Source organism: Nocardia sp. NPDC049737 (assembly GCF_040674755.1).
GTDB lineage: Bacteria > Actinomycetota > Actinomycetes > Mycobacteriales > Mycobacteriaceae > Nocardia.
On sequence record NZ_JBFANH010000008.1, the window covers coordinates 19,845 to 41,507 of the forward strand.

Annotated in this window: 24 protein-coding genes; 12 read left to right on the forward strand and 12 right to left on the reverse strand. The window is 63.9% G+C overall.

Features of this window, described 5'->3' with window-relative positions; translation table 11 throughout:
- Positions 1 to 21: 21 nt before the first annotated feature.
- The gene (locus AB0J47_RS12960) at positions 22 to 2,142 is read right to left on the reverse strand and encodes an MMPL family transporter (RefSeq protein WP_364344669.1); all 2,121 of its coding nucleotides are present in this window, start codon (positions 2,140 to 2,142) and stop codon (positions 22 to 24) included.
- Between the two features lie 225 nt (positions 2,143 to 2,367).
- Between AB0J47_RS12960 and AB0J47_RS12965 the strand changes: the two genes are divergently transcribed.
- Both AB0J47_RS12965 and nrdF read left to right on the forward strand, forming a co-directional pair.
- Positions 2,368 to 2,520: a hypothetical protein gene (locus AB0J47_RS12965; RefSeq protein WP_364344672.1), complete on the forward strand. Its 153-nt coding sequence runs from the start codon at positions 2,368 to 2,370 to the stop codon at positions 2,518 to 2,520.
- A gap of 58 nt (positions 2,521 to 2,578) precedes the next feature.
- Positions 2,579 to 3,541, forward strand: coding sequence for a class 1b ribonucleoside-diphosphate reductase subunit beta (gene nrdF / locus AB0J47_RS12970; protein ID WP_364344675.1), 963 nt, complete (start codon positions 2,579 to 2,581; stop codon positions 3,539 to 3,541).
- A gap of 61 nt (positions 3,542 to 3,602) precedes the next feature.
- Here nrdF and AB0J47_RS12975 read toward each other — a convergent pair whose 3' ends face one another.
- The 3 genes from AB0J47_RS12975 to AB0J47_RS12985 form a co-directional block, all read right to left on the reverse strand.
- Complete coding sequence (locus tag AB0J47_RS12975) at positions 3,603 to 4,067, reverse strand: hypothetical protein (protein WP_364344678.1); 465 nt, start codon at positions 4,065 to 4,067, stop codon at positions 3,603 to 3,605.
- Positions 4,068 to 4,232: 165 nt separating this feature from the next.
- Entirely contained in the window at positions 4,233 to 5,597 is a 1,365-nt protein-coding gene (gene mgtE / locus AB0J47_RS12980) for a magnesium transporter (RefSeq protein ID WP_364344681.1), read from the reverse strand.
- A 334-nt stretch (positions 5,598 to 5,931) separates the two neighbouring features.
- On the reverse strand, positions 5,932 to 6,441 hold the full coding sequence (locus AB0J47_RS12985; RefSeq protein WP_364344684.1) for a hypothetical protein: 510 nt from the start codon (positions 6,439 to 6,441) through the stop codon (positions 5,932 to 5,934).
- 156 nt (positions 6,442 to 6,597) lie between these two features.
- On the opposite strand from AB0J47_RS12985, the gene AB0J47_RS12990 reads away from it, so the two are divergent.
- From AB0J47_RS12990 to AB0J47_RS13005, 4 genes are all read left to right on the forward strand, one after another.
- A complete protein-coding gene (locus AB0J47_RS12990; RefSeq protein WP_364344687.1) occupies positions 6,598 to 7,590 on the forward strand; it encodes an LLM class F420-dependent oxidoreductase in 993 nt (330 codons plus the stop codon).
- Between the two features lie 287 nt (positions 7,591 to 7,877).
- Positions 7,878 to 8,321, forward strand: coding sequence for an RDD family protein (locus AB0J47_RS12995; protein WP_364344690.1), 444 nt, complete (start codon positions 7,878 to 7,880; stop codon positions 8,319 to 8,321).
- 61 nt (positions 8,322 to 8,382) lie between these two features.
- Entirely contained in the window at positions 8,383 to 9,375 is a 993-nt protein-coding gene (locus AB0J47_RS13000; protein ID WP_364344693.1) for an LLM class F420-dependent oxidoreductase, read from the forward strand.
- Positions 9,376 to 9,622: 247 nt separating this feature from the next.
- Entirely contained in the window at positions 9,623 to 9,991 is a 369-nt protein-coding gene (locus AB0J47_RS13005; RefSeq protein ID WP_364344696.1) for an RDD family protein, read from the forward strand.
- Positions 9,992 to 10,051: 60 nt separating this feature from the next.
- Here AB0J47_RS13005 and nrdE read toward each other — a convergent pair whose 3' ends face one another.
- The 4 genes from nrdE to AB0J47_RS13025 form a co-directional block, all read right to left on the reverse strand.
- Positions 10,052 to 12,157, reverse strand: coding sequence for a class 1b ribonucleoside-diphosphate reductase subunit alpha (nrdE, locus tag AB0J47_RS13010; RefSeq protein ID WP_364344699.1), 2,106 nt, complete (start codon positions 12,155 to 12,157; stop codon positions 10,052 to 10,054).
- 38 nt (positions 12,158 to 12,195) lie between these two features.
- The gene (gene nrdI / locus AB0J47_RS13015) at positions 12,196 to 12,657 is read right to left on the reverse strand and encodes a class Ib ribonucleoside-diphosphate reductase assembly flavoprotein NrdI (protein ID WP_364344702.1); all 462 of its coding nucleotides are present in this window, start codon (positions 12,655 to 12,657) and stop codon (positions 12,196 to 12,198) included.
- Between the two features lie 48 nt (positions 12,658 to 12,705).
- Positions 12,706 to 12,939 (reverse strand): glutaredoxin-like protein NrdH, encoded by a 234-nt coding sequence (nrdH, locus tag AB0J47_RS13020; protein ID WP_062985026.1) that lies wholly within the window; start codon positions 12,937 to 12,939, stop codon positions 12,706 to 12,708.
- 426 nt (positions 12,940 to 13,365) lie between these two features.
- Positions 13,366 to 13,980: an NAD(P)H-dependent oxidoreductase gene (locus AB0J47_RS13025; RefSeq protein ID WP_364344706.1), complete on the reverse strand. Its 615-nt coding sequence runs from the start codon at positions 13,978 to 13,980 to the stop codon at positions 13,366 to 13,368.
- Between the two features lie 115 nt (positions 13,981 to 14,095).
- Between AB0J47_RS13025 and AB0J47_RS13030 the strand changes: the two genes are divergently transcribed.
- Both AB0J47_RS13030 and nadE read left to right on the forward strand, forming a co-directional pair.
- The gene (locus tag AB0J47_RS13030) at positions 14,096 to 14,737 is read left to right on the forward strand and encodes a helix-turn-helix domain-containing protein (protein ID WP_364344709.1); all 642 of its coding nucleotides are present in this window, start codon (positions 14,096 to 14,098) and stop codon (positions 14,735 to 14,737) included.
- A 6-nt stretch (positions 14,738 to 14,743) separates the two neighbouring features.
- Positions 14,744 to 15,610 (forward strand): ammonia-dependent NAD(+) synthetase, encoded by an 867-nt coding sequence (nadE, locus tag AB0J47_RS13035; protein ID WP_364344712.1) that lies wholly within the window; start codon positions 14,744 to 14,746, stop codon positions 15,608 to 15,610.
- Here nadE and AB0J47_RS13040 read toward each other — a convergent pair whose 3' ends face one another.
- From AB0J47_RS13040 to moaA, 3 genes are all read right to left on the reverse strand, one after another.
- Positions 15,611 to 16,018 (reverse strand): DUF1003 domain-containing protein, encoded by a 408-nt coding sequence (locus AB0J47_RS13040; RefSeq protein ID WP_364344715.1) that lies wholly within the window; start codon positions 16,016 to 16,018, stop codon positions 15,611 to 15,613.
- Between the two features lie 83 nt (positions 16,019 to 16,101).
- On the reverse strand, positions 16,102 to 16,344 hold the full coding sequence (locus tag AB0J47_RS13045) for a MoaD/ThiS family protein (RefSeq protein ID WP_364344718.1): 243 nt from the start codon (positions 16,342 to 16,344) through the stop codon (positions 16,102 to 16,104).
- Positions 16,337 to 17,395: a GTP 3',8-cyclase MoaA gene (gene moaA / locus AB0J47_RS13050; RefSeq protein ID WP_364344721.1), complete on the reverse strand. Its 1,059-nt coding sequence runs from the start codon at positions 17,393 to 17,395 to the stop codon at positions 16,337 to 16,339. Before moaA ends, AB0J47_RS13045 begins: the two co-directional genes overlap by 8 nt.
- Positions 17,396 to 17,535: 140 nt before the next feature.
- Here moaA and glp point away from each other — a divergent pair, with 140 nt between their 5' ends.
- The 4 genes from glp (at position 17,536) to AB0J47_RS13070 (ending at position 21,424) form a co-directional block, all read left to right on the forward strand.
- Positions 17,536 to 18,804, forward strand: coding sequence for a gephyrin-like molybdotransferase Glp (gene glp, locus AB0J47_RS13055; RefSeq protein ID WP_364344724.1), 1,269 nt, complete (start codon positions 17,536 to 17,538; stop codon positions 18,802 to 18,804).
- Positions 18,801 to 19,841 carry a bifunctional molybdenum cofactor biosynthesis protein MoaC/MoaB gene (moaCB, locus tag AB0J47_RS13060; RefSeq protein ID WP_364344728.1) on the forward strand — a complete coding sequence of 347 codons (1,041 nt, stop codon included), beginning with the start codon at positions 18,801 to 18,803 and terminating at the stop codon, positions 19,839 to 19,841. The genes glp and moaCB overlap by 4 nt, the downstream gene beginning before the upstream one ends.
- The gene (locus AB0J47_RS13065) at positions 19,828 to 20,265 is read left to right on the forward strand and encodes a molybdenum cofactor biosynthesis protein MoaE (protein WP_364344731.1); all 438 of its coding nucleotides are present in this window, start codon (positions 19,828 to 19,830) and stop codon (positions 20,263 to 20,265) included. The genes moaCB and AB0J47_RS13065 overlap by 14 nt, the downstream gene beginning before the upstream one ends.
- 148 nt (positions 20,266 to 20,413) lie before the next feature.
- Entirely contained in the window at positions 20,414 to 21,424 is a 1,011-nt protein-coding gene (locus tag AB0J47_RS13070; protein ID WP_364344734.1) for an AraC family transcriptional regulator ligand-binding domain-containing protein, read from the forward strand.
- A gap of 33 nt (positions 21,425 to 21,457) precedes the next feature.
- Here the strand turns inward: AB0J47_RS13070 and AB0J47_RS13075 are convergent, their stop codons facing one another.
- On the reverse strand, positions 21,458 to 21,649 hold the full coding sequence (locus tag AB0J47_RS13075; protein ID WP_364344737.1) for a hypothetical protein: 192 nt from the start codon (positions 21,647 to 21,649) through the stop codon (positions 21,458 to 21,460).
- Positions 21,650 to 21,663 lie beyond the last annotated feature (14 nt).

The following is a 21,663-nucleotide window of genomic DNA, read 5'->3' on the forward strand; positions in this document are numbered from 1 at the left end:
ACGCCGCAGCGCGGCGGCGGGTCACCTACTGAGACTGATCTCCGGCTCGGGTTCGGCCGCCACACGCGGCCGGGCCAGCGCACTCGGCCACCAGATCCGATCGCCGATATCCAGCGTCAGGGCGGTGACCAGGATCGAACGCACGATCACGGTGTCGAGCAGCACGCCGACGGCGATGACAATGCCCATTTCGGCGAAGGTCACCACCGGCATGGTCGCGAATACCGCGAATGTGCCTGCCAGGACCAGTCCGGCCGAGGTGATCACCCCGCCCGTTGCGGCCAAACCGATGAGTGCGCCCGCCTTGGTGCGATGCTTTACCGCCTCCTCGTGCACCCGCGACATCAGGAAGATGTTGTAGTCGATTCCGAGTGCCACCAGGAAGACGAATGTCAGCAGCGGCAGTCCGGCATCGGCGCCCTTGAAACCAGCCAGATCGAAGATCCAGCGGCTCAGCCCGAGCGCGGCGAAATAGGACAGCACCACCGTCGCCGTGAGCAGAATCGGCGCGAACACCGCGCGAAGCAGCACCATCAGGATCACCATCACGATGGCGAGCACCACCGGCACGATGACCCGATTGTCATGTGCCACAGCGCGTTTGATGTCCAGCACGACGGCCGTCTGCCCGCCGACCCTGGCCTGCGGATCCACCGCGTGCACAGCCGCACGCACCCGGTCGATGGTGGCCTCGGCTGCCCGGCTGTCCGGCGGATCCGTGAGCGTGCCCTCCAGATAGGCCAGATCGTCCTTGACGATCGGTCGCGACGGCGCCGTAATTCCGGGTGTCGATCCCAAGGCGCTGCCGACCGCACTGATGCGTGCGGACGAGGCGACGACCATCACCGGCTGACCGGTGCCCGCCTCGAAATGCCGTTCCAGCACTTCGGTTCCGGTGACTGCGGCGGATGAGCCGACGAAGGCATCCTTATTCGCGACGCCCTCGGCCTCCAACCCGCTGACACCGAGTGCGAGTGCACCGAGTGCCAGTGCGGTGCCGATCCAGACGGTGCGCGGCCGCCGGGCAATGGCGAATCCGACGCGCGCCCAAATACCGGATTCGGTCTCGTTGACGGTGCCGAAATTCGGATGCCGCGGCCAGAAGATCCACCGGCCGACGATCACCAGCAGCGCGGGCAGCAGGGTCAACATTGCCAGCAGCGCCACCGCGATCCCGATGGCACAGACTGGCCCGACGCCCTTGGTGGAGTTCATTTCCGCTACCAGCAGCGCCAGCATCGAGACGATCACGGTGCAACCGCTGGCCAGCACCGCCGGTCCGGCGCGGTGCAGCGCGACCGCCATCGCCTCATGTTTATCGGGATGGCGGCGCAGTTCCTCGCGATAGCGCGCAACCAGTAGCAGCGCATAGTCGGTGCCCGCGCCGAAGACCAGGACGGTGAGGATGGCCTGGCTCTGCGCGTTGACGGTCAGCCCCACCTTGGTCGCGCCGAATACGGCGGCCTGCGATATCACCAGCGCGAAACCGACCGTGAGCAGCGGAAACAGCCACAGCATCGGACCGTAGGTGATCAGCAGAATGACGATGACAACCGCGGCGGCCGAATACAGCAGCAAACCGTCGATCCCCTTGAACACCTCGCCGAATTCGGCCGCGTACCCGGCCGGTCCGGTGGCGTAGAAGGACAATCCGTCGGGTCGCTCCCCTGCCGCATCATTGATCGCAGCGACGACATTCGTCAGTCGGTTGAAGCCCTCGGATCCCATCGAGATCGGCACCAGAATCTCCAGCGCCTGACCATCGCCGGACTGGATCGGGCCGAGCACCTCATCGGACACCACATGCTCGACCTGCCGAAACCGCTTGGCATCGGCGCCGACCACAAGTCGATCGGCCTCGGTGATCCCGTCCCTGCGCTCGTACACCAGTACTACCGGAACCTGATCGCTATTGCCGAATTTCTCGGCCAGCTTGAATGCCTGGGTGGATTCGGCGCTGTCCGGCAGCCAGGTGACATTGTCGTTCTTCTGCGCGCCGGTGAGCTTTCCAGCGAAGGTGCCCAGTGCGAGCAGGGCGATGATCCAAACGCCGAGCACCACCCATTTGCTCCGGCGGCCACTCGGCACACGCGAGAGTCGGCCGAGCAGATCGGACATATCCGGATCGGTCGGTGCGGACATCTGGCCCTCTCGGTCGCCGCCACAGTCGGACCGATGCTACTGCCGGGCTCCGACACCCGCGAGCGAAAATGTGACACTGCGCCCACTTCGGTGCGGCCGAGGCTGCCAGGCGCACCAGCGGTTGTCACCGAGCAATTGCGGCAATCTCGGCGCCGACACCACAACCACGCATCCCCGGTGCACCGGGCCCGCGACGGTCCGGATGGCAAACGGCAGGCGACCACGATGACAGCGCCGGTATCGATGCACGGATTTCACATCGCGTGCCGCACAATGGGTGCCGCACGCGGTGGTCACCGGCGCATCTGCGCCATCGCGAAAGACGCCGCTGCGACACAAGGTGTTGTGCTGCACGGACTTGTCACCCCCAAGGAGTAGTGTTCAGGGCGTAGCAATTCCGTGACGGCAGCGTGCTCGGGAAGGGTGTGGAGGCAGGATGAAACTGATCGACCGGGTGTCGGCCATCAACTGGAATCGGGTGCCCGACGAGAAGGATGCCGAGGTCTGGGATCGCCTGACCGGCAACTTCTGGCTGCCCGAGAAGGTGCCGGTGTCCAATGACATTCCGTCCTGGAACACCCTCACCGCCGACGAGAAGCAACTGACCATGCGGGTCTTCACCGGCCTGACGCTGCTGGACACCATCCAGGGCACGGTCGGTGCGGTGAGCCTCATCCCGGACGCCGTGACACCGCATGAGGAGGCGGTGCTCACCAATATCGCGTTCATGGAGTCGGTGCATGCCAAGAGCTACAGCTCCATCTTCTCCACACTGTGCTCCACCCGCGAGATCGATGACGCGTTCCGCTGGTCGGAGGAGAACCGAAACCTGCAGCGCAAGGCCGAGATCGTGCTGGAGTACTACCGCGGCGACGATCCGCTCAAGCGCAAGGTGGCCTCCACCCTGCTGGAGAGCTTCCTGTTCTACTCCGGCTTCTACCTGCCGATGTACTGGTCCTCGCGGGCCAAGCTCACCAACACCGCCGACCTGATCCGCCTGATCATCCGCGACGAGGCGGTGCACGGCTACTACATCGGCTACAAGTACCAGAAGGGTCTGGAACTGCTCAGCCAGGCCGAGCGCGAAGACCTCAAGAACTACACCTTCGAGCTGCTCTTCGAGCTCTACGACAACGAGGTCGAATACACCCAGGACCTCTACGACGAGGTCGGCCTCACCGAGGACGTCAAGAAGTTCCTGCGCTACAACGCCAACAAGGCGCTGATGAACCTCGGCTACGAGGGCCTGTTCCCCAAGGACGAAACCGAAGTCAACCCGGCCATCCTCTCGGCCCTGTCCCCCAATGCCGACGAGAACCACGACTTCTTCTCCGGCTCCGGCTCCAGCTACGTCATCGGTAAGGCCGTCAATACCGAAGACGAAGACTGGGAGTTCTGAGCTACCGCAACGAAATCTGGCTCGGCCCCAGAGGAGCCGAGCCAGATTTCTTCGCCTGAAACTACTTGTCGTCGTTGGGTTTCCGCAAAATCTGCAGAATCTGAGCAACGTCTGACTTGAGTGTGCCGACATCCGACTTCAGCGTGCCCACATCCGACTTCAGCGTGCCCACATCCGACTTCAGCGTGCCCACATCCGACTTCAGCGTGCCCACATCCGACTTGAGTGTGCCGACATCCGACTTGAGTGTGCCCACATCCGACTCTATCGATGCCAGTCGTACATCCATCACGTCTTGACGCGAAGCCATATTTCCCATGTCGACATTCATCGAAATCAAGCGCGACGCGACCGAACGGCCATCCAGATCACCGATGCTGGTGCGGATGCCGCCCATGCTGGCGTGGATAGCAGCTAACTGCTCGTGGATTTGCGTCACCGTCACAGTATCCCGGGTGATCTGGTGATCGCGCCACAGTTCTAGTTCCCATACCCGTTGTTCAAGAGACTTCCCGCTGGTACTCATGGTCGAACCCTCCCCTTGGCCACTCGACATCGAAAGCATGTTCGACAATAGCGTTCGGCTCTGACAACTGCCAAGCTTCGGTCGGAATGCTTTTCCGACACACGGGAGACACGCGGACACGCACGTTCGAGAGACGGCAAGCCTTGTGCGTCAGGGCGATTCGCCTCAGATGCCGAGGACCAGTTTGGCGGTGGTGAAGTAGATGATCAGGCCGGTGGCGTCGACCAGGGTGGTGACCATCGGGGCCGAGACCACCGCCGGATCGATGCGGAATCGCTTGGCGAGCAATGGCATCGTGCCGCCGATGGTCGCGGCCCAGCCGCAGATGATGACCAACGTGATGCCGACGACCAGGGCGGTGCCCGGATCGACGAACAGCGCGCCGATGGCGATGCCCGCCGTGGCCAGCATGATGCCGAGGACCAGGCCGACGCGGCATTCGCGCCAGATCACCTTGAACAGGTCGGAGCCGCGTACCTCACCCACGGCGAGCGCGCGCACGCACGCGGTCGCCGCCTGGGCCCCCGCATTCCCGCCCGCGCCGATGAGCAGCGGTATGAACAATGCGAGGTGCGCCGCCTGCTGCAGGGTGCCCTCGAAGAAGTCGGTGACACTGACCGTCAGGGTGGCCGCGAACAGCAACAGCAGCAACCAGAGTGCGCGGTAGCGGGCCAGCTGGAACACTTTGGCCGCCATGTAGTGGCCCTCCCAGGGTGCGGAACCCGCCTGCTTGGCGACATCCTCACTGTCGGCGGCCTCGATGACCTCGACGGCGTCATCGATGGTGAGAAGTCCGACCAGCCGGTCCTCGCTGTCGACGACCGGCAGGTTGATGACATTGGTTTCGCGCATCAGCCGCGCCGCCTTCTCGGCGGAGTCGGTCGCGCGCACGAATGTCGGCTCGGTGACGACCAGATCCGACACCATGGCGTCGGGACGACTCAGTACCAGCTCGCGCAATTCGACAATGCCGGTGAGTCGGCGACCGGCGTCGACGACGGGCAGCGTGTACACCGTTTCGGCATTGATGCCCTTTATCCGCACGGTCTGCAAAGCATCCGGCACACTCAAATTCCGCGGCAGCGCAACGACTTCCGGCGTCATGTACAGCCCGACCGAACCCTCCGGATAGCCGAGCAATGAAGCGGTCATCCGGCGTTCACGCGCACTCAGTCCGGCCAGCACCTTCTTGGCGACCTTCGCCGGCGCCTCACGCAGCATCCTGGCTCGGTCGTCAGGATCCATGGCCTCGACCAGATCGCGGAAGCTCTGATCACGCAGACCCTCCAGGATCTGTTGCTGGTCAACGGGTTCGAGTTCCTCGAACACGGCGAGCGCCAGATCCTTGTCGAGCAGACGGAAGGCGATGCCCGCCTGGACGGCGTCCATGCGCGCGAGCTCGTCCGCTATGACATGCGGCTGCTGGTTGTCGAGCCAGTCGAGCGCGGCGGCGACACGATGGGTGTCCACGATGTCCTGCAGGGATGCGGACAGCGTCGGACGTGCTTCGATGAGATCGGTCTGCGACATGGGAGGTCCTCAGCACGCGGGCGAGTAAGCGAGTGAATCGAAAACGAAGTCACACCGCGGGCACCAACCCCTGGACCGACTACTGCAGGACGGTTTTACGAAGGGGCGGCGCCGCGCGGCCTTCGACTGGGAGGTTCGCTGCGCATCGCAACCCCACCTCCTCAATGCCGCCACAGGGCCGTCACCACTGCGGATTACTCGAAGGCGCCGCCCGGATCGGGCCGACCGCACAGCTTCCGGTTGAAGGATACATGCGCTGAGGCGGGTGTTCACACTCGAATCGCGTAAAGATCGACGATATCCCGCTCGGATATGACCGGACCCACATCCGGTGTCAGGCTGTCAGCGTGGCACCGACGGCGATCTCGACATCGGGCCAGGTGAGGGTGTGCTCGACCCAGTCCGGTATCGGCCCATCCTGTACGCCGAACAGATACAGATGCGGCACCAGATCGCGCAGGGCCTCATGCACCTGCATGCGGTCGTCGATCATGTGTGTGATCCCCAATTGCGCGCAGTGTTTCGCCTTATCCGACCGGGCCCGACAGAACCGCACATTGTCCTTCGGCACGCCCGTGCGGTCGTAGAACCCGTGGTGGTCCAGCCACTGCAGGGTGCGTTCTTGAACCCGTGGCCCGCATTTCGAGATGACCCAGGCCTGACCGTCGAACCGACGCACCAACCGGGCCAATACCTCGAACGCGTCTGCACTCGGCGGTGATGCCAGCGCCTGCTCGATACCCCCGGACAGAAATACGGTGTCCGCGGCGCCCGCCGCGAAGGCCGCGCCCTGGATGACCCGGCCGAAGTCGATGCCGAGTCGCTGTTGTCTTTCGTTGTTCATCGACCTTCAGCATTACCCGTACCGCGCCTGCCCCGCCAGCGATTTCCCGGTCGGGAGGTGATTCGACGCAGGCCGAGTCGAACTCTGCGCCAATCTTGGGAGGCCCGCGAGGATCGTTGCGGCTAGTTTTTGTGTAAACACACGAAGGAGAGATCTGTGCGCTTCGGCATCTTCATTCCACAGGGGTGGCGGCTGGATTTGGTCGATATCGACCCGGCGGCGCAGTGGGGGGTGATGCGCGATCTCGCCCAGCGGGCGGATGCCGGAGATACCTGGGAATCGCTATGGGTGTACGACCACTTCCACACGGTGCCGGTGCCGACCGAGGAGGCCACGCACGAGGCGTGGACGCTGATGGCGGCGTTCGCGGCCACCACATCACGCATTCGGCTGGGGCAGATGTGTACCGCGATCAGCTACCGCAATCCGGCATATCTGGCCAAGGTCGCCGCGACCACGGATCTGATCTCCGGCGGCCGGGTGGAGATGGGCATCGGCGGCGGCTGGTACGAACACGAGTGGCGCGCTTACGGTTACGGATTCCCGTCGGCGGGTGAGCGACTCGGGCGGCTCGACGAAGGCGTGCAAATCTTCCGCCAAGCCTGGACCGAGGGCAAGGCCACGCTGGACGGTAAGTACTACCAGGTCGACGGTGCGATAGTGCGGCCACTTCCGTTGCAGGAGGGCGGTATTCCGATCTGGGTCGCGGGTGGCGGTGAGAAGAAGACGCTGCGAATCGCGGCGAAGTACGCCCAGTACACCAACTTCAGCGGCGCACCCGAGGAATTCACGCACAAGTCCGAAATTCTGCGCGCGCACTGCGCCGAGGTCGGCACCGATTTCGATGCCATCGTGCGCTCCTCGAACTTCAACGCGGTCATCGGATCCACCGAAGCCGAAGTCGAGCAACGCCTTTCGACCCTGCAAGCCCGCTTGGCCACGGTGATCAGCGACGACCGGGCCAAATCCTTCGTCGACGGTATGCTCCGCACCTCCCCCGCCGTCGGCACCCCGGAACAGATCACCGAGCGCCTGTCCGTCGTCCGCGAACTCGGCCTCGGCTACGCCATCTTCAACTTCCCCGAAGCCGCCTACGACACCAGCGGAATCGACCTCTTCGAACGCGAAATAGCCTCGCCCCTGCGCTGAGGCCACCGCCAAAGCGGCGGCCGCCCCGACGGCGGCCGCCGCTTTCGGCACGACACTGCTGGCACAATGGCATCGAATACGATTCGCGGTGACTGCGAATGCACGACTCCGGGGGGATTCCGACTGTGTACCACGATAATTCGACAGACAGCCGCCAGACCGGTCCTGAGACAAGGCCGTCACCAACCGACGACCGAACCGAGCGCATCCTGCCCGCATACTCGGTCATCGGCGAATGGGGCCACGAGCAACCGGCGACCTCTTGCGGTATGAATACTCCTGCCGCGGTGAAGGCGCGCTTCGAGCACCCGTCGGTCGGGTCGTTGCGCTACGTCGACCCGACACAGAAGCCCGACCGCGAGTCCACCTCGCTGACAGCAGGACGCCGTCGGACGGACGGATCAATCGAGAACCCCGGCGGGCCGACGACGATCGCCTTCATGATCGACATGCTTCTACATAGCGGCGTCGGCACAGCCGCATGGCTTGTCGTCACAGAATACGCCAACCCGGACAAGGCCGTGGCTGCGGCCGTAGTCACCTGGATCGCAACATCTTTCATGCACCGCACCGTCATCCAACGCATCGGCCGCACCACACTCGGCAAGTCCCTGTTCAACCTCCGGCTCCACTACCTGGACGAAACTCAGCCCACCCTGTGGCAACTCATCAAACTCTGGCTCTTCTCAGCCTTCGCCGTCGTCGCGACCCCATTGCAGTTTTTGGGGTGACCACGAGAAATACCCGGCCCCTGTGCTGAGCAGATTCTGCAAACACACGAAGGAGATATCTGTGCGATTCGGGATCTTCATTCCGCAGGGGTGGTGGCTAGATCTGGTTGACATCGACCCGGCGGCGCAGTGGGGAGTGCTGCGCGGTCTCGGCCATCGAATCGATGCGAGTGACACCTGGGAGTCGATCTGGGTCTGTGACCACTTCCATACGGTGCCGATGCCGACCGAGGAGGCAACGCATGAGGCATGGACATTGATGTCGGCGCTCGCCGCATCGACGTCGCGAGTGCGACTGGGCCAGATGTGCACCTCGATCAGCTATCGAAATCCCGTCTACCTCGCGAAAATCGCGGCGACAGTGGACCTGATCTCTGGCGGCAGGGTCGAGATGGGTATCGGCGGCGGCTGGTACGAACACGAATGGCGCGCCTACGGTTATGGTTTCCTGTCGACCGCTGAGAGGCTCGGTCGCCTGGACGAGGGCGTGCAGATCTTCCGACAGGCGTGGACCGAGGGCACGGCCACCATGGACGGCAGGTACTACCAGGTCGACGGTGCCATTGTCCGCCCTCTTCCGCTGCAGGAAAAAGGAATTCCGCTGTGGATCGCCGGCGGCGGGGAGAAGAAGACCCTGCTCATTGCGGCAAAGTACGCCCAATACACCAACTTCAGCGGCAATCCCACAGAGTTCACCCGCAAATCCGAAATCCTGCGCGCGCACTGCGCCGATGTCGGCACCGACTTCGACGCCATCGTCCGATCCTCGAACTTCAACACGATCATCGGGTCAACGGAAGCCGAAGTCGAAGAACGTCTTTCCGCCGTGCATGCCCGCGTGGCCACCGTCGTCGGCGCTGACCAGGCGACCGCCTTTGTCGACAACATATTTCGTACCTCCCGCACCGTCGGCACCCCGGAACAGATCATCGAAACCCTCTCCGACGTCCGTGATCTCGGCCTCGGCTACGCCATCTTCAACTTCCCCGAAGCCGCTTACGACACCAGCGGAATCGACCTGTTCGAACGCGAAATAGCCCCAGCCCTGCGGTAAGCGCTGGAGGTCCGCAAGCCGCTGTGCCTGTGGACCTCGGACTTCCCACCACTGGGACCGATGACACAATGGTCGGCGATCAGCTCACGACACGATGACCTGGGAGATATCTGTAGTGCATGGCAATCCGGGCCACTATGCGGACGCGCCGCCTCCGGCTATGCAGTCGCAATTCGCACACGACCCGAACGGGTCACTGCGCTACGTCGAGCCGGTACCCGACCCTGAAGCGACAAAATACGATTCGATGTCGTTGAACGCCGGTCGGCCGCGCCCCGACGGCACCATCGAAGAGCCGAGATGGTCGATGCTGATCGCCTTCGCCATCGATCTGCTGCTGCACGCAGCAATCGGCGGCGCCGTCTGGCTCACGATCACCGAATACTCCCCAGACCCCAAGCAGGCCATACCCTTGGCCGTAACCGCCGCCGTCGCAACATCTTTCGTGCACCGCACATTCATCCAGCGCATAACCGGCACAACCCTCGGCAAAGCCTTCTTCGACCTGCGCCTGCGCTACCCCGATGGCACCTTCCCCACCCTCTGGCAATTGATCAAGCTCTGGTGTGTAGGCACCTTCACCGTCGTAGTAACTCCCCTCCAACTCTTCGGCTGAGCCTTACGATGACCGGACGCAGGCCTGCGGCAACGGAATCCGTTGCCGCAGAGCCGCAAATCACAGCATGCAGGAGACGCAGCCCTCTACTTCGGTTCCCTCCAAAGCCATTTGGCGCAGGCGGATGTAGTAGAGGGTTTTGATGCCCTTGCGCCAGGCGTAGATCTGGGCGCGGTTGAGGTCGCGGGTGGTGGCGGTGTCTTTGAAGAAAAGGGTCAGCGACAGGCCCTGGTCCACGTGTTGGGTGGCGGCGGCGTAGGTGTCGACGATCTTCTCGTAGCCGATTTCGTAGGCGTCCTCGTAGTACTCGAGGTTGTCGTTGGTGAGGTAGGGGGCCGGGTAGTAGACGCGGCCGATCTTGCCTTCCTTGCGGATCTCGATCTTCGACGCCACCGGGTGAATCGAGCTGGTGGAATGGTTGATGTAGGAGATCGAGCCGGTCGGCGGGACGGCTTGCAGGTTCTGGTTGTAGATGCCGTGCTGCATGACCGAGGCCTTCAGCTCACGCCAATCGTCCTGGGTCGGAATGTGCACGCCCGCATCGGCGAACAGCTGCGCGATCCGTTCGGTCTTCGGCTCCCACACCTGATCGGTGTACTTGTCGAAGTACTCACCGGAGGCGTACTTGGATTCGGGGAAGCCGCCGAAGTAGGCACCGCGCTCCTTCGCGATCAGGTTCGAGGCCCGAATCGCGTGGTACACCACGGTATAGAAGTAGATGTTGGTGAAGTCGATCCCCTCTTCGGACCCGTAGCGCACCCGCTCGCGAGCCAGATACCCGTGCAGATTCATCTGACCGAGGCCGATCGCGTGGGATTCGTTGTTGCCCTGTTCGATCGAGGGCACCGAGTAGATGTGTGTCTGGTCCGATACCGCGGTCAGCGCCCGGATCGCCACCTCGATGGTCCGCGCGAAGTCGGGTGAATCCATCGTCTTGGCGATATTCAACGAGCCGAGGTTGCAGGAAATGTCCTTACCCACCTTGGCATAGGACAGGTCGTCGTTGAACAGCGACGGAGTCGATACCTGCAGGATCTCCGAGCACAGATTCGAGTGGGTGATCTTGCCCGCGATCGGATTGGCCCGGTTCACCGTGTCCTCGAACATGATGTACGGGTAACCGGATTCGAACTGCAGCTCGGCAATGGTCTGGAAGAACTCGCGCGCCTTGATCTTCGACTTGCGGATGCGCTTGTCGTCGACCATCTCGTAGTACTTCTCGGTGACATTGATATCGGCGAACGGCACGCCGTAGATGCGCTCCACGTCGTAGGGCGAGAAGAGGTACATATCCTCGTTCTTCTTCGCCAGCTCGAAGGTGATGTCCGGGATCACCACACCCAGCGACAGTGTCTTGATGCGGATCTTCTCGTCCGCGTTCTCCCGCTTGGTATCCAAGAACCGGTAGATGTCGGGGTGGTGCGCGTGCAAGTACACCGCGCCCGCACCCTGGCGAGCGCCCAGCTGGTTGGCGTAGGAGAACGAATCCTCGAGCAGCTTCATGATCGGGATGACACCCGAGCTCTGGTTCTCGATCTTCTTGATCGGCGCACCGTGCTCACGAATATTGGTGAGCAGCAGGGCAACTCCGCCGCCGCGCTTGGACAGCTGCAGCGCCGAGTTGATGGAGCGGCCGATCGACTCCATATTGTCCTCGATGCGCAGCAGGAAGCAGGACACCGGCTCACCGCGCTGCTTCTTACCCGAGTTGAGGAAGGTCGGGGTGGCCGGCTGAAAGCGCCCGTCGATGATCTCGTCGACCAGCTTGCTCGCGAGCACCTCGTCGCCGGCCGCCAGCGTCAGCGCCACCATGCAAACCCGGTCCTCGAACCGCTCCAGGTAGCGCTTACCGTCGAAGGTCTTGAGCGTGTAGGAGGTGTAGTACTTGAACGCGCCGAGGAAGGTCGGGAACCGGAACTTCTTGGCGTAGGCCTGTTGGAACAGCGACTTGATGAACGCGCGGCTGTACTGGTCGAGAACCTCTGCCTCGTAATAGTTCTCGTCGACCAGGTAGTCCAGCTTCTCGTCCAGATTGTGGAAGAAGACGGTGTTCTGGTTGACGTGCTGCAGGAAGTACTGGTGCGCGGCCTCGCGGTCCTTGTCGAACTGGATCTTTCCGTCGGGGCCGTACAGGTTCAGCATCGCGTTGAGGGCGTGGTAGTCCATGACCTCGCCCGTCTCGGCGGTACGGACCGGAGGCTGCTCTAAGCGAGCTGTCTTGCCGGTCGGTGCTGTCGTTGCTGTTGCCAAAACAATCCCAATCCCTCGCGGACGCGCTCGACGTCCTCAGCGGTTCCCATGAGTTCGAAGCGATACAGGTAGGGCACCCCGCACTTGCGCGAGATCACCTCGCCCGCATAGCAATAGGTATCGCCGAAGTTCGTGTTGCCCGCCGCGACGACGCCGCGCAGCAGCGCACGGTTGTGCGGATCGTTGAGGAACTTGGCGACCTGCCGCGGCACGAAATCCCTATCGGATCTATTTCCCCCCAGTACGTGCCGACCGCCCCCGTAGGTGGGGACGATCAGCACGTATGGTTCGTCTACGCGCAGTGAGTCAGCGGTGTGCAGTGGTATGCGAGTCGCCGGGAGTCCCAGCTTCTCGACGAAGCGGTGCGTATTCTCCGAGGCACTGGAGAAGTAGACCAGCGCTGTCCCTGTAGACATGGCTACCTCCTCCCCCTTCCATCGGATACACCAGAAAGCTGGATGCGATCAGGCAGCCACGGTCGCGAGCGACTTGATGCGGTCGGGGCGGAAGCCGGACCAGTGGTCCTCACCGGCGACGACGACCGGCGCCTGCAGGTACCCCAGCGCCATGACGTAATCACGCGCATCGTCGTTCTCGGAGATGTCGATGACTTCGTAGTCCACCCCAGCCTTGTCGAGCGCCTTGTAGGTGGCATTGCACTGGACGCAAGCGGGCTTGGTGTACACGGTGATGGTCATTGATGTCCCTCTCTCCTATGCCTGATCCACAGCCTGTGATCCGTATGCTGACCGTTGCGAGCGACCTGCAAGAGTCGCTAGCGGCGCTTTGATCCGACTACGCTGCGCAAACTCCTGGATCCGTACCTGAAATCCCTGCTCAGCCGCTCGCGGCCGAAGCTGATCTCATCCCGTCTTCCAGTATCGAAGACACTACACCTAGTGGCCGACAGATTCATACAACACGACATGTTGCGAGTCACAAAGATGAAATTCCCAAGCGGTAAGTACCTGGACGCTCGATTCGCAACCCGACACAACAGTGGCGCAGATCACAATTTCATACCGTAGCGCCCTTCCAGCAAACCTCTTTCGACGAACGAAAAGGGTCGCCCCCGTACTCCACGGATGGAGTCGGGGGCGACCCTGCCGGCGGGACCTCGGCGCTTAGGCGGACACCAGTTCGCCGGTCGCCTGAACCAGTTCGTGCACGGTCGCGCCGAGCTGCGTCAGCGCCTCGGCATCCTCGCGCGGATGCGATGCGGCGAACCGCTCGCCGAATCCGGCGAAGTGCAGGTGGGCGGTCTCGACAACCCGGGCGCCCGCGACGCCGAGCGCCTTGACCACATCGCCGTGCGCCCACTTGGCCGCATTCGGGCTGATCGAACCACTGACCACGGCGACCGGCTGATCCTTGATCGCTCCGGCGCCGTACGGGCGCGAGGCCCAGTCGATGGCGTTCTTGAGCACGGCGGGAATACTGCCGTTGTACTCGGGCGTCACCAGGAGCAGGCCATCGGATGCGGCGACCGCGTCGCGCAGCGCCTGTGCGGCGGCGGGTACGGAGCCGGGTACGTCGAGATCCTCGTTGTAGAAGGGGATATCACCGAGGCCGCCGTAGATGGAGATCTCGACGCCGTCGGGCGCGGTCTGAGCCGCGGCCTCGGCGAGCCTGCGGTTGATCGAGGCGGCGCGAAGGCTGCCGACAAGGGTAAGGATCCGGGTCCGGGTCCCGGCTTCGCCGTCCGCCAAGGGCGCTGTGTTGTTGATTCGCTCGCTCATGGATGACTCCTGGTGTACTGAATGTGGTGTCCGGTCTTTTGCCTACACTAACCGGACCATGGTCCGATTCCATTCCCGGGAGAACCGCGAGAGGCCTGTGAGCTACAGCACATCCATGCCGGACGGAATGATGCCCGAGCGCCCGTTGCTCGGCATCGGTGCGCCCCTGCCCGGAAATCACGAACGCGCTGATGCCGCGCGCAACCGCCAGCTACTGCTGGACGCGGCGCAGGAGATCGTGCGCGAACAAGGTGTGGACAGCCTGACCATGGACGCACTCGCCAAGCGGGCGGGCGTCGGCAAGGGCACCGTCTTCCGACGGTTCGGCAGTAGGTCGGGGCTGTTGCGCGCGCTCCTGGACCACGCCGAGCGAAAGTTCCAGGAAGAGTTCATGTTCGGGCCACCACCGCTGGGACCGGGCGCCGCACCGGTGGAGCGATTGGTCGCCTTCGGCCGGGCCCGGCTACTCGATATAGAGGTCGCGGGCGAACTGCATCGCGCCGCGGAAATCGGCGAGGCGGGCGACCGTTTCACCGGCCCGCCCTACGGACTGCTGCGTGCGCACGTGACGATGCTGTTGCGGCAAGCGCGGATCGACGACGATGTGGTGTTGGTCGCCGATGGTCTGCTCGGCCTGCTCGGCGCCGCATTGGTGATGCATCAAATGCATGTCCTGGGTTACGACCGCTGTCGGATCGGCGATAACTGGGAGGCGTTCGTTCGACGGGTTGTCATCTCGGCGCGGCCAGTAGAGTGATGCGTCATGGGGAACCTGCGTGAACAGATCATCGCCGAGTTGGGCGTCCAATCGAATATCGAACCGAAGCTCGAGGTACGCCGTCGGGTCGATTTTCTCAAGGACTATCTGAACGCAAGTCCCGCACGAGGTTTCGTACTCGGCATCAGCGGTGGTCAGGACAGCGCGCTGGCCGGACGACTGTGCCAGCTCGCCGTCGAGGAACTGCGTGCGGACGGCGCGGATGCCGCCTTTATCGCGGTGCGACTGCCCTACGGCGTGCAGGCCGATGAGGCCGATGCGCGGATCGCGCTGCGGTTCATCCAGCCCGACCGCTCTGTGGTGGTGAATATCCGCCCCGGCGCCAATGCCGTTGCCGCCGAGGTGGCCTCGGCGCTGAGTTCATCCATCCCGTCTACTGCGCCGACTGCCGTCGCCCAGAAGGTGGACAAACTGCGCGATTTCGTGCGCGGCAATATCAAGGCCCGCGAACGCATGGTCATCCAGTACGCCATCGCCGGCCAGGAGAATATGCTCGTCGTCGGCACCGATCACGCAGCCGAGGCGGTCACCGGTTTCTTCACCAAATTCGGCGACGGCGGCGTCGACATCACGCCGCTCACCGGCCTCACCAAGCGCCAGGGCGCGGCGCTGCTGCAGGAACTCGGCGCACCATCGAGCATCTGGTCCAAGGTGCCGACCGCCGATCTCGAGGACGACCGCCCCGCCCTGCCGGACGAGGAGGCACTCGGCCTGCGCTACAGCGAGATCGATGACTACCTGGAGGGCAAGGACGTCACCGCCGAGGTCGCCGAGAAGCTCGAAACGATCTTCGTGAATACCCGGCACAAGCGCACCGTCCCGGTCACCCCGCTCGACACGTGGTGGCGCTGACTACTTCGGATTCGGAGTCTCCAGCAGCCTGCGGTGCAGTTCCTTGGTCATCTCATGAATGGCCCTGGTCAGCTCGGTATTGGTCTTGAGCTCCAACTCCTGCTCGTTGAAGTCGTGATCGGCCTTCATCTGTTGGAACTGGGCCTGCCGATTCTGGCCGATCATCACGAAGGTGGACAGGAATATCGCCTCCAGGGAGACGACCAGGGTCAGCGTCGGCCATGGACTCTGTTCGGCCCAAATCATCCAGATCGCGAAACCTATGGCGTGGATATAGACGAACCGCATAGACCCGGCGAACTTCGTGATCCAGTCCGCCACCCGCAGTTGCAGACTCTCGCCCCGCACCTGGTGGAACCGCACCACCACCGGGTGCTGCGCAAGTACCTGATTCGGGGGCTGGGGCATATCGACTCCTGATCCGGTCCGGCGCACTGCATTGGCGCAGATGCTAACCCGGTCGAGGAGCACCTAGTTGCCCACACACACCGTCAGCCACCGGCGAAGGGGGGTAGGACGTCGACTCGCGGAGTCAGCGCGACCGACGGGTCACGGGTGAGTTCGTCGCCGACGAGGTAGGCGCAGACGGCGAGCATCTTGTCGAGGTCGGGACCGTAGGACTCGGCGAGGGTGGTGCGCAGGTCGGCGATGGTGGCGTCGGCCGGAAAGTCCAGGGTTTCCCGGTCCTTGCCGACGGCGTCGGCGATCGCGGCGAAGTAGCGGATCTCAACCACCGATGGCTCCCATCGTGCGTTCCGGCGGGACGAAATCCTCGGCATCGATCCCGTGTCCCGCCCATTTGTTCCACATGGCGCCGCGCCAGATCGTCGCGATCTCATCGTCGTCCGCGCCCATCCGCAGCGCTTGGCGCACATCGAATTCCTGATCGCTGAACAGGCACGACCGCAGCATGCCGTCGGCGGTGAGCCGGGTCCGGTCGCAGGTGTCGCAGAATTTGCGGGTCACCGTCGCGATGATGCCGACCGCCGCCGGACCGCCGTCTACGAGCCACTTCTCCGCGGGGGCGGCGGGATCCGACCGTCCGACCTCGGTCAGGGTGAACCGGGTACCGAGCACCGCGAGCAATTCGGCCGCGGTCACCATATTGGCGCGGGCCCATTCGTGATCGGCGTCCAGCGGCATCTCCTCGATGAACCGCAGTTCACAGCCCTCGTCCAGACACCAGCGCAGCAAATCCGGCGCCCCGGCGAGGGTGTCGCGCATCAGTACGGCATTGATCTTCATGGGCGCCAATCCGGCATCTCTGGCCGCTCGGATGCCCGCGAAGACCGATTCGAGCCGATCGCGGCGGGTCAGGCGGGCGAAGCCGAGCCGATCCACGGTATCCAGCGAAACATTCACCCGGCTCAGCCCGGCGGCCGCGAGAGCGCGGGCCCGATGAGCGAGCCCGACGCCATTGGTCGTCATGGACAGCGGGACCTCGGGCACTCGCTCATGACAGCCCGCGATGATCCGCTCCAGATCGCGGCGCAGCAGCGGCTCACCGCCGGTGAACCTGACCTCGCGCACCCCCAACTCCCGCACCGCGAGCGTGACGAGTCGCACAATCTCCTCGACCGTGAGCAGTTCGTCCTGCGGAATCGCGGGCAGGCCCTCCTCGGGCATGCAGTAGGTACATCGCAGCGAACACTTCTCGGTGATCGATACGCGCAGATCGCGTGCGGTGCGCCCGAATCGATCAACCAGATACGGCGTATCGGGCCGTCCGTCGAGTGAGGGCAGCCTGGGCCGCACGGTAGGAATCCCCATCTCGACCAACGTCACCAGTCCATTATGACCGGTCCGGACGCTGTGCCCATGGGCGGACCGCACCATCTCGAGCTCACAGACTCCGAGTTCAACGGGTGAGCGTTCGTGCGATACGACAAGAGAACTCGCTACCGCTCGGCGATTAGGCTGACCATATGACCTCGCGTGCCGACACCTCCGGTGGCCACCGGCCCAGCCCGCCCGCCACCGCTCGGTCCGTCGACGCATACCGAGACACCATCGAGGCGCTACTGCGCCCGCTGGCCGCCCGTGCGGTCGAATCCGTCCCGGTGCCCGCGGCGCTGGGCCGACAACTGGCCGACGATATCCACGCACCGGTCGACCTGCCGGTGTTCCGCAACTCGGCGATGGACGGATATGCGGTGCGTGCCGAATCGGTGGTGGTCACTCCGGTGACGCTGCCGCTGGTCGGTGTGGTCGCGGCGGGCGCTGCCGGACAGACGCCATTGCCGCACGGCACCGCGATGAAGGTGATGACCGGTGCGCCGATTCCGCCTGGCGCCGACTGTGTGGTGCCGGTAGAAGATGCGCACAGTGACGACGCGACAGTGACGGTCGAACAAGGCCGCACGGCGGGTGAGTTCGTGCGCGAACCGGGCACCGATGTGCGCACCGGCGAGCTGCTGGCCCGCGCGGGCACCACGCTGGCCCCCCGCCATATTGCCGCACTGGCAGCGGTCGGACTGCCGAATGTGCCGGTTTTCCAACCGATTCGGGCGGCGGTCATCACCACCGGTGACGAATTGGTCGCCGCCGGAACACCATTGCGCCCCGGTCAGATCTACAACTCCAACGGCATCGCCCTCGCGGCCGCGCTGCGCGCCAATGGCGTCAACGTCGTCTCGGTGGAGCACAGTACCGACAATCCGGCGAAGTTCCGCGCATTGCTCTCCGCCGCAACGAAATCCGCCGATATCGTCTTCACCTCCGGTGGGGTGTCCAAAGGCGATTTCGAGGTGGTCAAGGACGTATTGCAACCGCTGGGCGGCGAATTCGGCTCGGTCGCGGTGCAACCCGGTGGACCACAAGGGCTTACCGTCGTCAACGGCGTACCGGTGCTGAGTTTTCCCGGGAATCCGGTGAGCACCATGGTGTCGTTCGAGGTGTTCGCGCGGCCGATACTGCGTCACATCGCTGGCTTGCCCGAGGTGGAGATCTACGAGGTGCCGCTGCGCAATGCGGTGCGCTCCCCCGAGGGACGACGCCAATTCCTGCGCGGTCAACTGGTGCGCGAGGACGCCGCGGCGCCCGGATTACATCGCAGGCCGACGGCCGTCGAGGTCGCCTCCGGCCCGGGTTCGCATCTAATCGCGGGCATGGCCTGGGCGGATGTCCTGATCGATGTGCCCGCCGAGGTCACCTCGCTGCCGGTCGGCGCACCTGTGCGAGTGTGGTCATTATGAGCGAGTTGTCCCATGTCGATCAGGACGGTCGCGCCCGCATGGTCGATGTGAGCGCGAAATCCGACACCACTCGGATCGCGGTCGCGGCCGGTGAGCTGCAGACCACCGCCGAGGTGGTCGCACTGGTCCGGGCCGACGATATGCCGAAGGCCGATGTGCTCTCGACCGCGCGGATCGCCGGTATCGCGGGTGCGAAGAAGACCTCCGAACTCATTCCGCTGTGCCATCAGTTGGCCTTGTCCTCGGTGAAGGTCGAATTCGGCTTCACCGAGGACAGCATCACGATCGAGGCGAGCGCGAAGACCAAGGGCCCCACCGGTGTCGAGATGGAAGCACTGACCGCCGTGGCGGTGGCCGGACTCACCCTGCACGACATGGTCAAGGCGGTCGACCCGGCCGCGACGCTCAATGGCGTCCGACTGCTCACCAAAGAGGGTGGCAAGCACGGACATTGGGAGCGGCCCGCGGAGCGGGAGTTCGTGGACATTCCCGCGCTTTCCGACGAACCAGAGCCCGACACGGAAGACGTTGCGCCGGAGGAGATCTCGGATTTCGATCAGCGCTCCGCCGTCGTCCTGGTCGCCTCCACCGGCGCCGCGTGCGGCACCCGGGTGGACACCACCGGTCCCGTTCTCGCGGAATGGCTTGGCGAACTCGGCTTCTCGGTGCGCGGCCCGCTGATCTACGCCGACGCCGAAATCGATATCGGCTTGGCCGATGCCCTGCGGTTCGGACCGTCGCTGGTGATCAGCACCGGCGGCACCGGCGCCTCGCCCACCGATGCGACACCCGAGGCGACGCTGGCCGTCCTGGATCGCGAATTGCCCGGTGTCGCCGAGGCGATTCGGCAACGCGGCACCGCGAAATTCCCACTTGCCGCGCTCAGTCGCGGGGTGGCCGGACTGGCGGGCCGATCGGTGGTGGTGAATCTGCCCGGCTCTCCCGGTGGGGTCAAAGACGGTATGGCGGTGCTCGAGCCGCTGCTGGATCATCTGCTCGCGCAAGTAGCCGGAGGCGGCAACCATGACAACAAGTGAATTCGCGGCCGTACACCTGGCCGGTATCAGCGATCAGCCACTCGATCCGGCGGCTGTCGAGGCGGCGGTGACCGGACCGGAACACGGCGCCGTTGTGGTTTTCACCGGCAAAGTGCGCAATCACGATGGCGGACAAGCGGTTTCCGCTTTGGAATATTCGGCGCATCCGGAAGCTGAACGGTTCCTGCGAAATTGCTGTTCGGAACTCGCCGAGCGCTCCGGACTCCCGGTCGCGGCCGTCCACCGAATCGGCCAGTTGACCATCGGCGATCTCGCGATCGTCGTCGCCGTCGCGGCCCCACACCGCGCCGAAGCCTTCACCACCTGTGCGGAATTGGTGGATCGGATCAAACACGAGGTGCCGATCTGGAAGCGCCAGCTCTTCGCCGACGGACTCTCGGAATGGGTGAACGCCTGCGGGTAAAGGCCCATTGCCTGTGCATAACCGCGACGTGAGCGCCTGCTGTTGTTACCCGAAACAACACTGTGACGCGAATTCAGTGACGATTCAATAGGCGCGGGATAGCGTTCTCCCCGGACAAGATACGTCGGTCCGCGGTAGAGGGGGCGCATTGGGAACCGATCAGGTACTGCTGCACAGATTCGTCATCTCGCAACTCACGGACGCCGGGCTGGATCGGGATCGGCTGATCCGCGAGACCGGCCTACCTGAATGGACCATGGTCGGCGAGGACGTCCACCTGCCGAGTCACACCTTCTCGCGACTGTGGGAACTGGGCGAACACGGGCTCGGTGATCCGAATGTCGCATTGCATGTGGCCAGCCGCTACAAACTCAACAGTCTCGGCCTCTACGACTATCTGTTCTCCACCGCGCCGACGCTCGGTGCGGGCCTGGCCACCTGTGGTCCCTACGTGGCCGCAGTGACCACCAATCATCGCTTCGACCTGGTCACCGAGAACGAGCACGAGGTCACGCTTTATCTGGACATGATCAATGGCGAGGGCCGCGGCCGCGACCTGACCCAGCTGTGGGGACTGACCGCGGTGCTCAGCCGCGCGCGACGCGTGGTCCGCGATCCGCTCATTCCGCTGCGGGTGATGCTGCGGCAGCAGGCACCGGACAAAATCGACACCTACGTCGAGGTGTTCGGCACGACCGCCATCGAATTCGACGCACCGGTCGATACCATGACCTTCCGCGCCGCCGATATGAAACTGCCGCTGACCACCAGCGATCCGGTACTGGCGACCGTACTGCGGCCGCTCGCCAACGCCCTGCCGCCACCGCCGCCCTTGGCGACCGCATGGCCGGATCGAGTGGCGGCCGCACTGGCCGAGACATTGGCCGAGGGTGCGGTATCGCTGGATCGGGTAGCACACCGGCTCGCCACCAGTCCGCGGACGCTGCAGCGTCGGCTGACGGAGGCGGGTACCACATGGCGGACGGAATTGGAGCGAGCTCGTGATGCCCGCCTCGCGCAGTCGAGCGCGAATGGCATCACGCTGAGCCGATCGCGCCAAGCCGAATTGCTCGGATATTCGGATGTGGGTTCGATGCGGCGGGCAGCCCGCCGTCGATCCATGACCCAGCTCATACACCGATCGGAACTACCGGCCTGATACGCCGCATCCCGTACCGTCACCCGTGCTCGGTCAGACCTTCAGGAAGGTCGCCGCGATCCGCCAGAAGGTCGAATCCTCGATGGCACGAAAATCCCAGCCATCGGCGATATCTCGGGTGGCGGCGACGATGGCGGGCACATCGAAATCATCGCGAGTCGCGGTGCCCTTGGCCTCCAACGCCGCGACCACGTACGCGGTGGCACTCTCCCAGGTCTCTGACACGGAACTCTCCAATC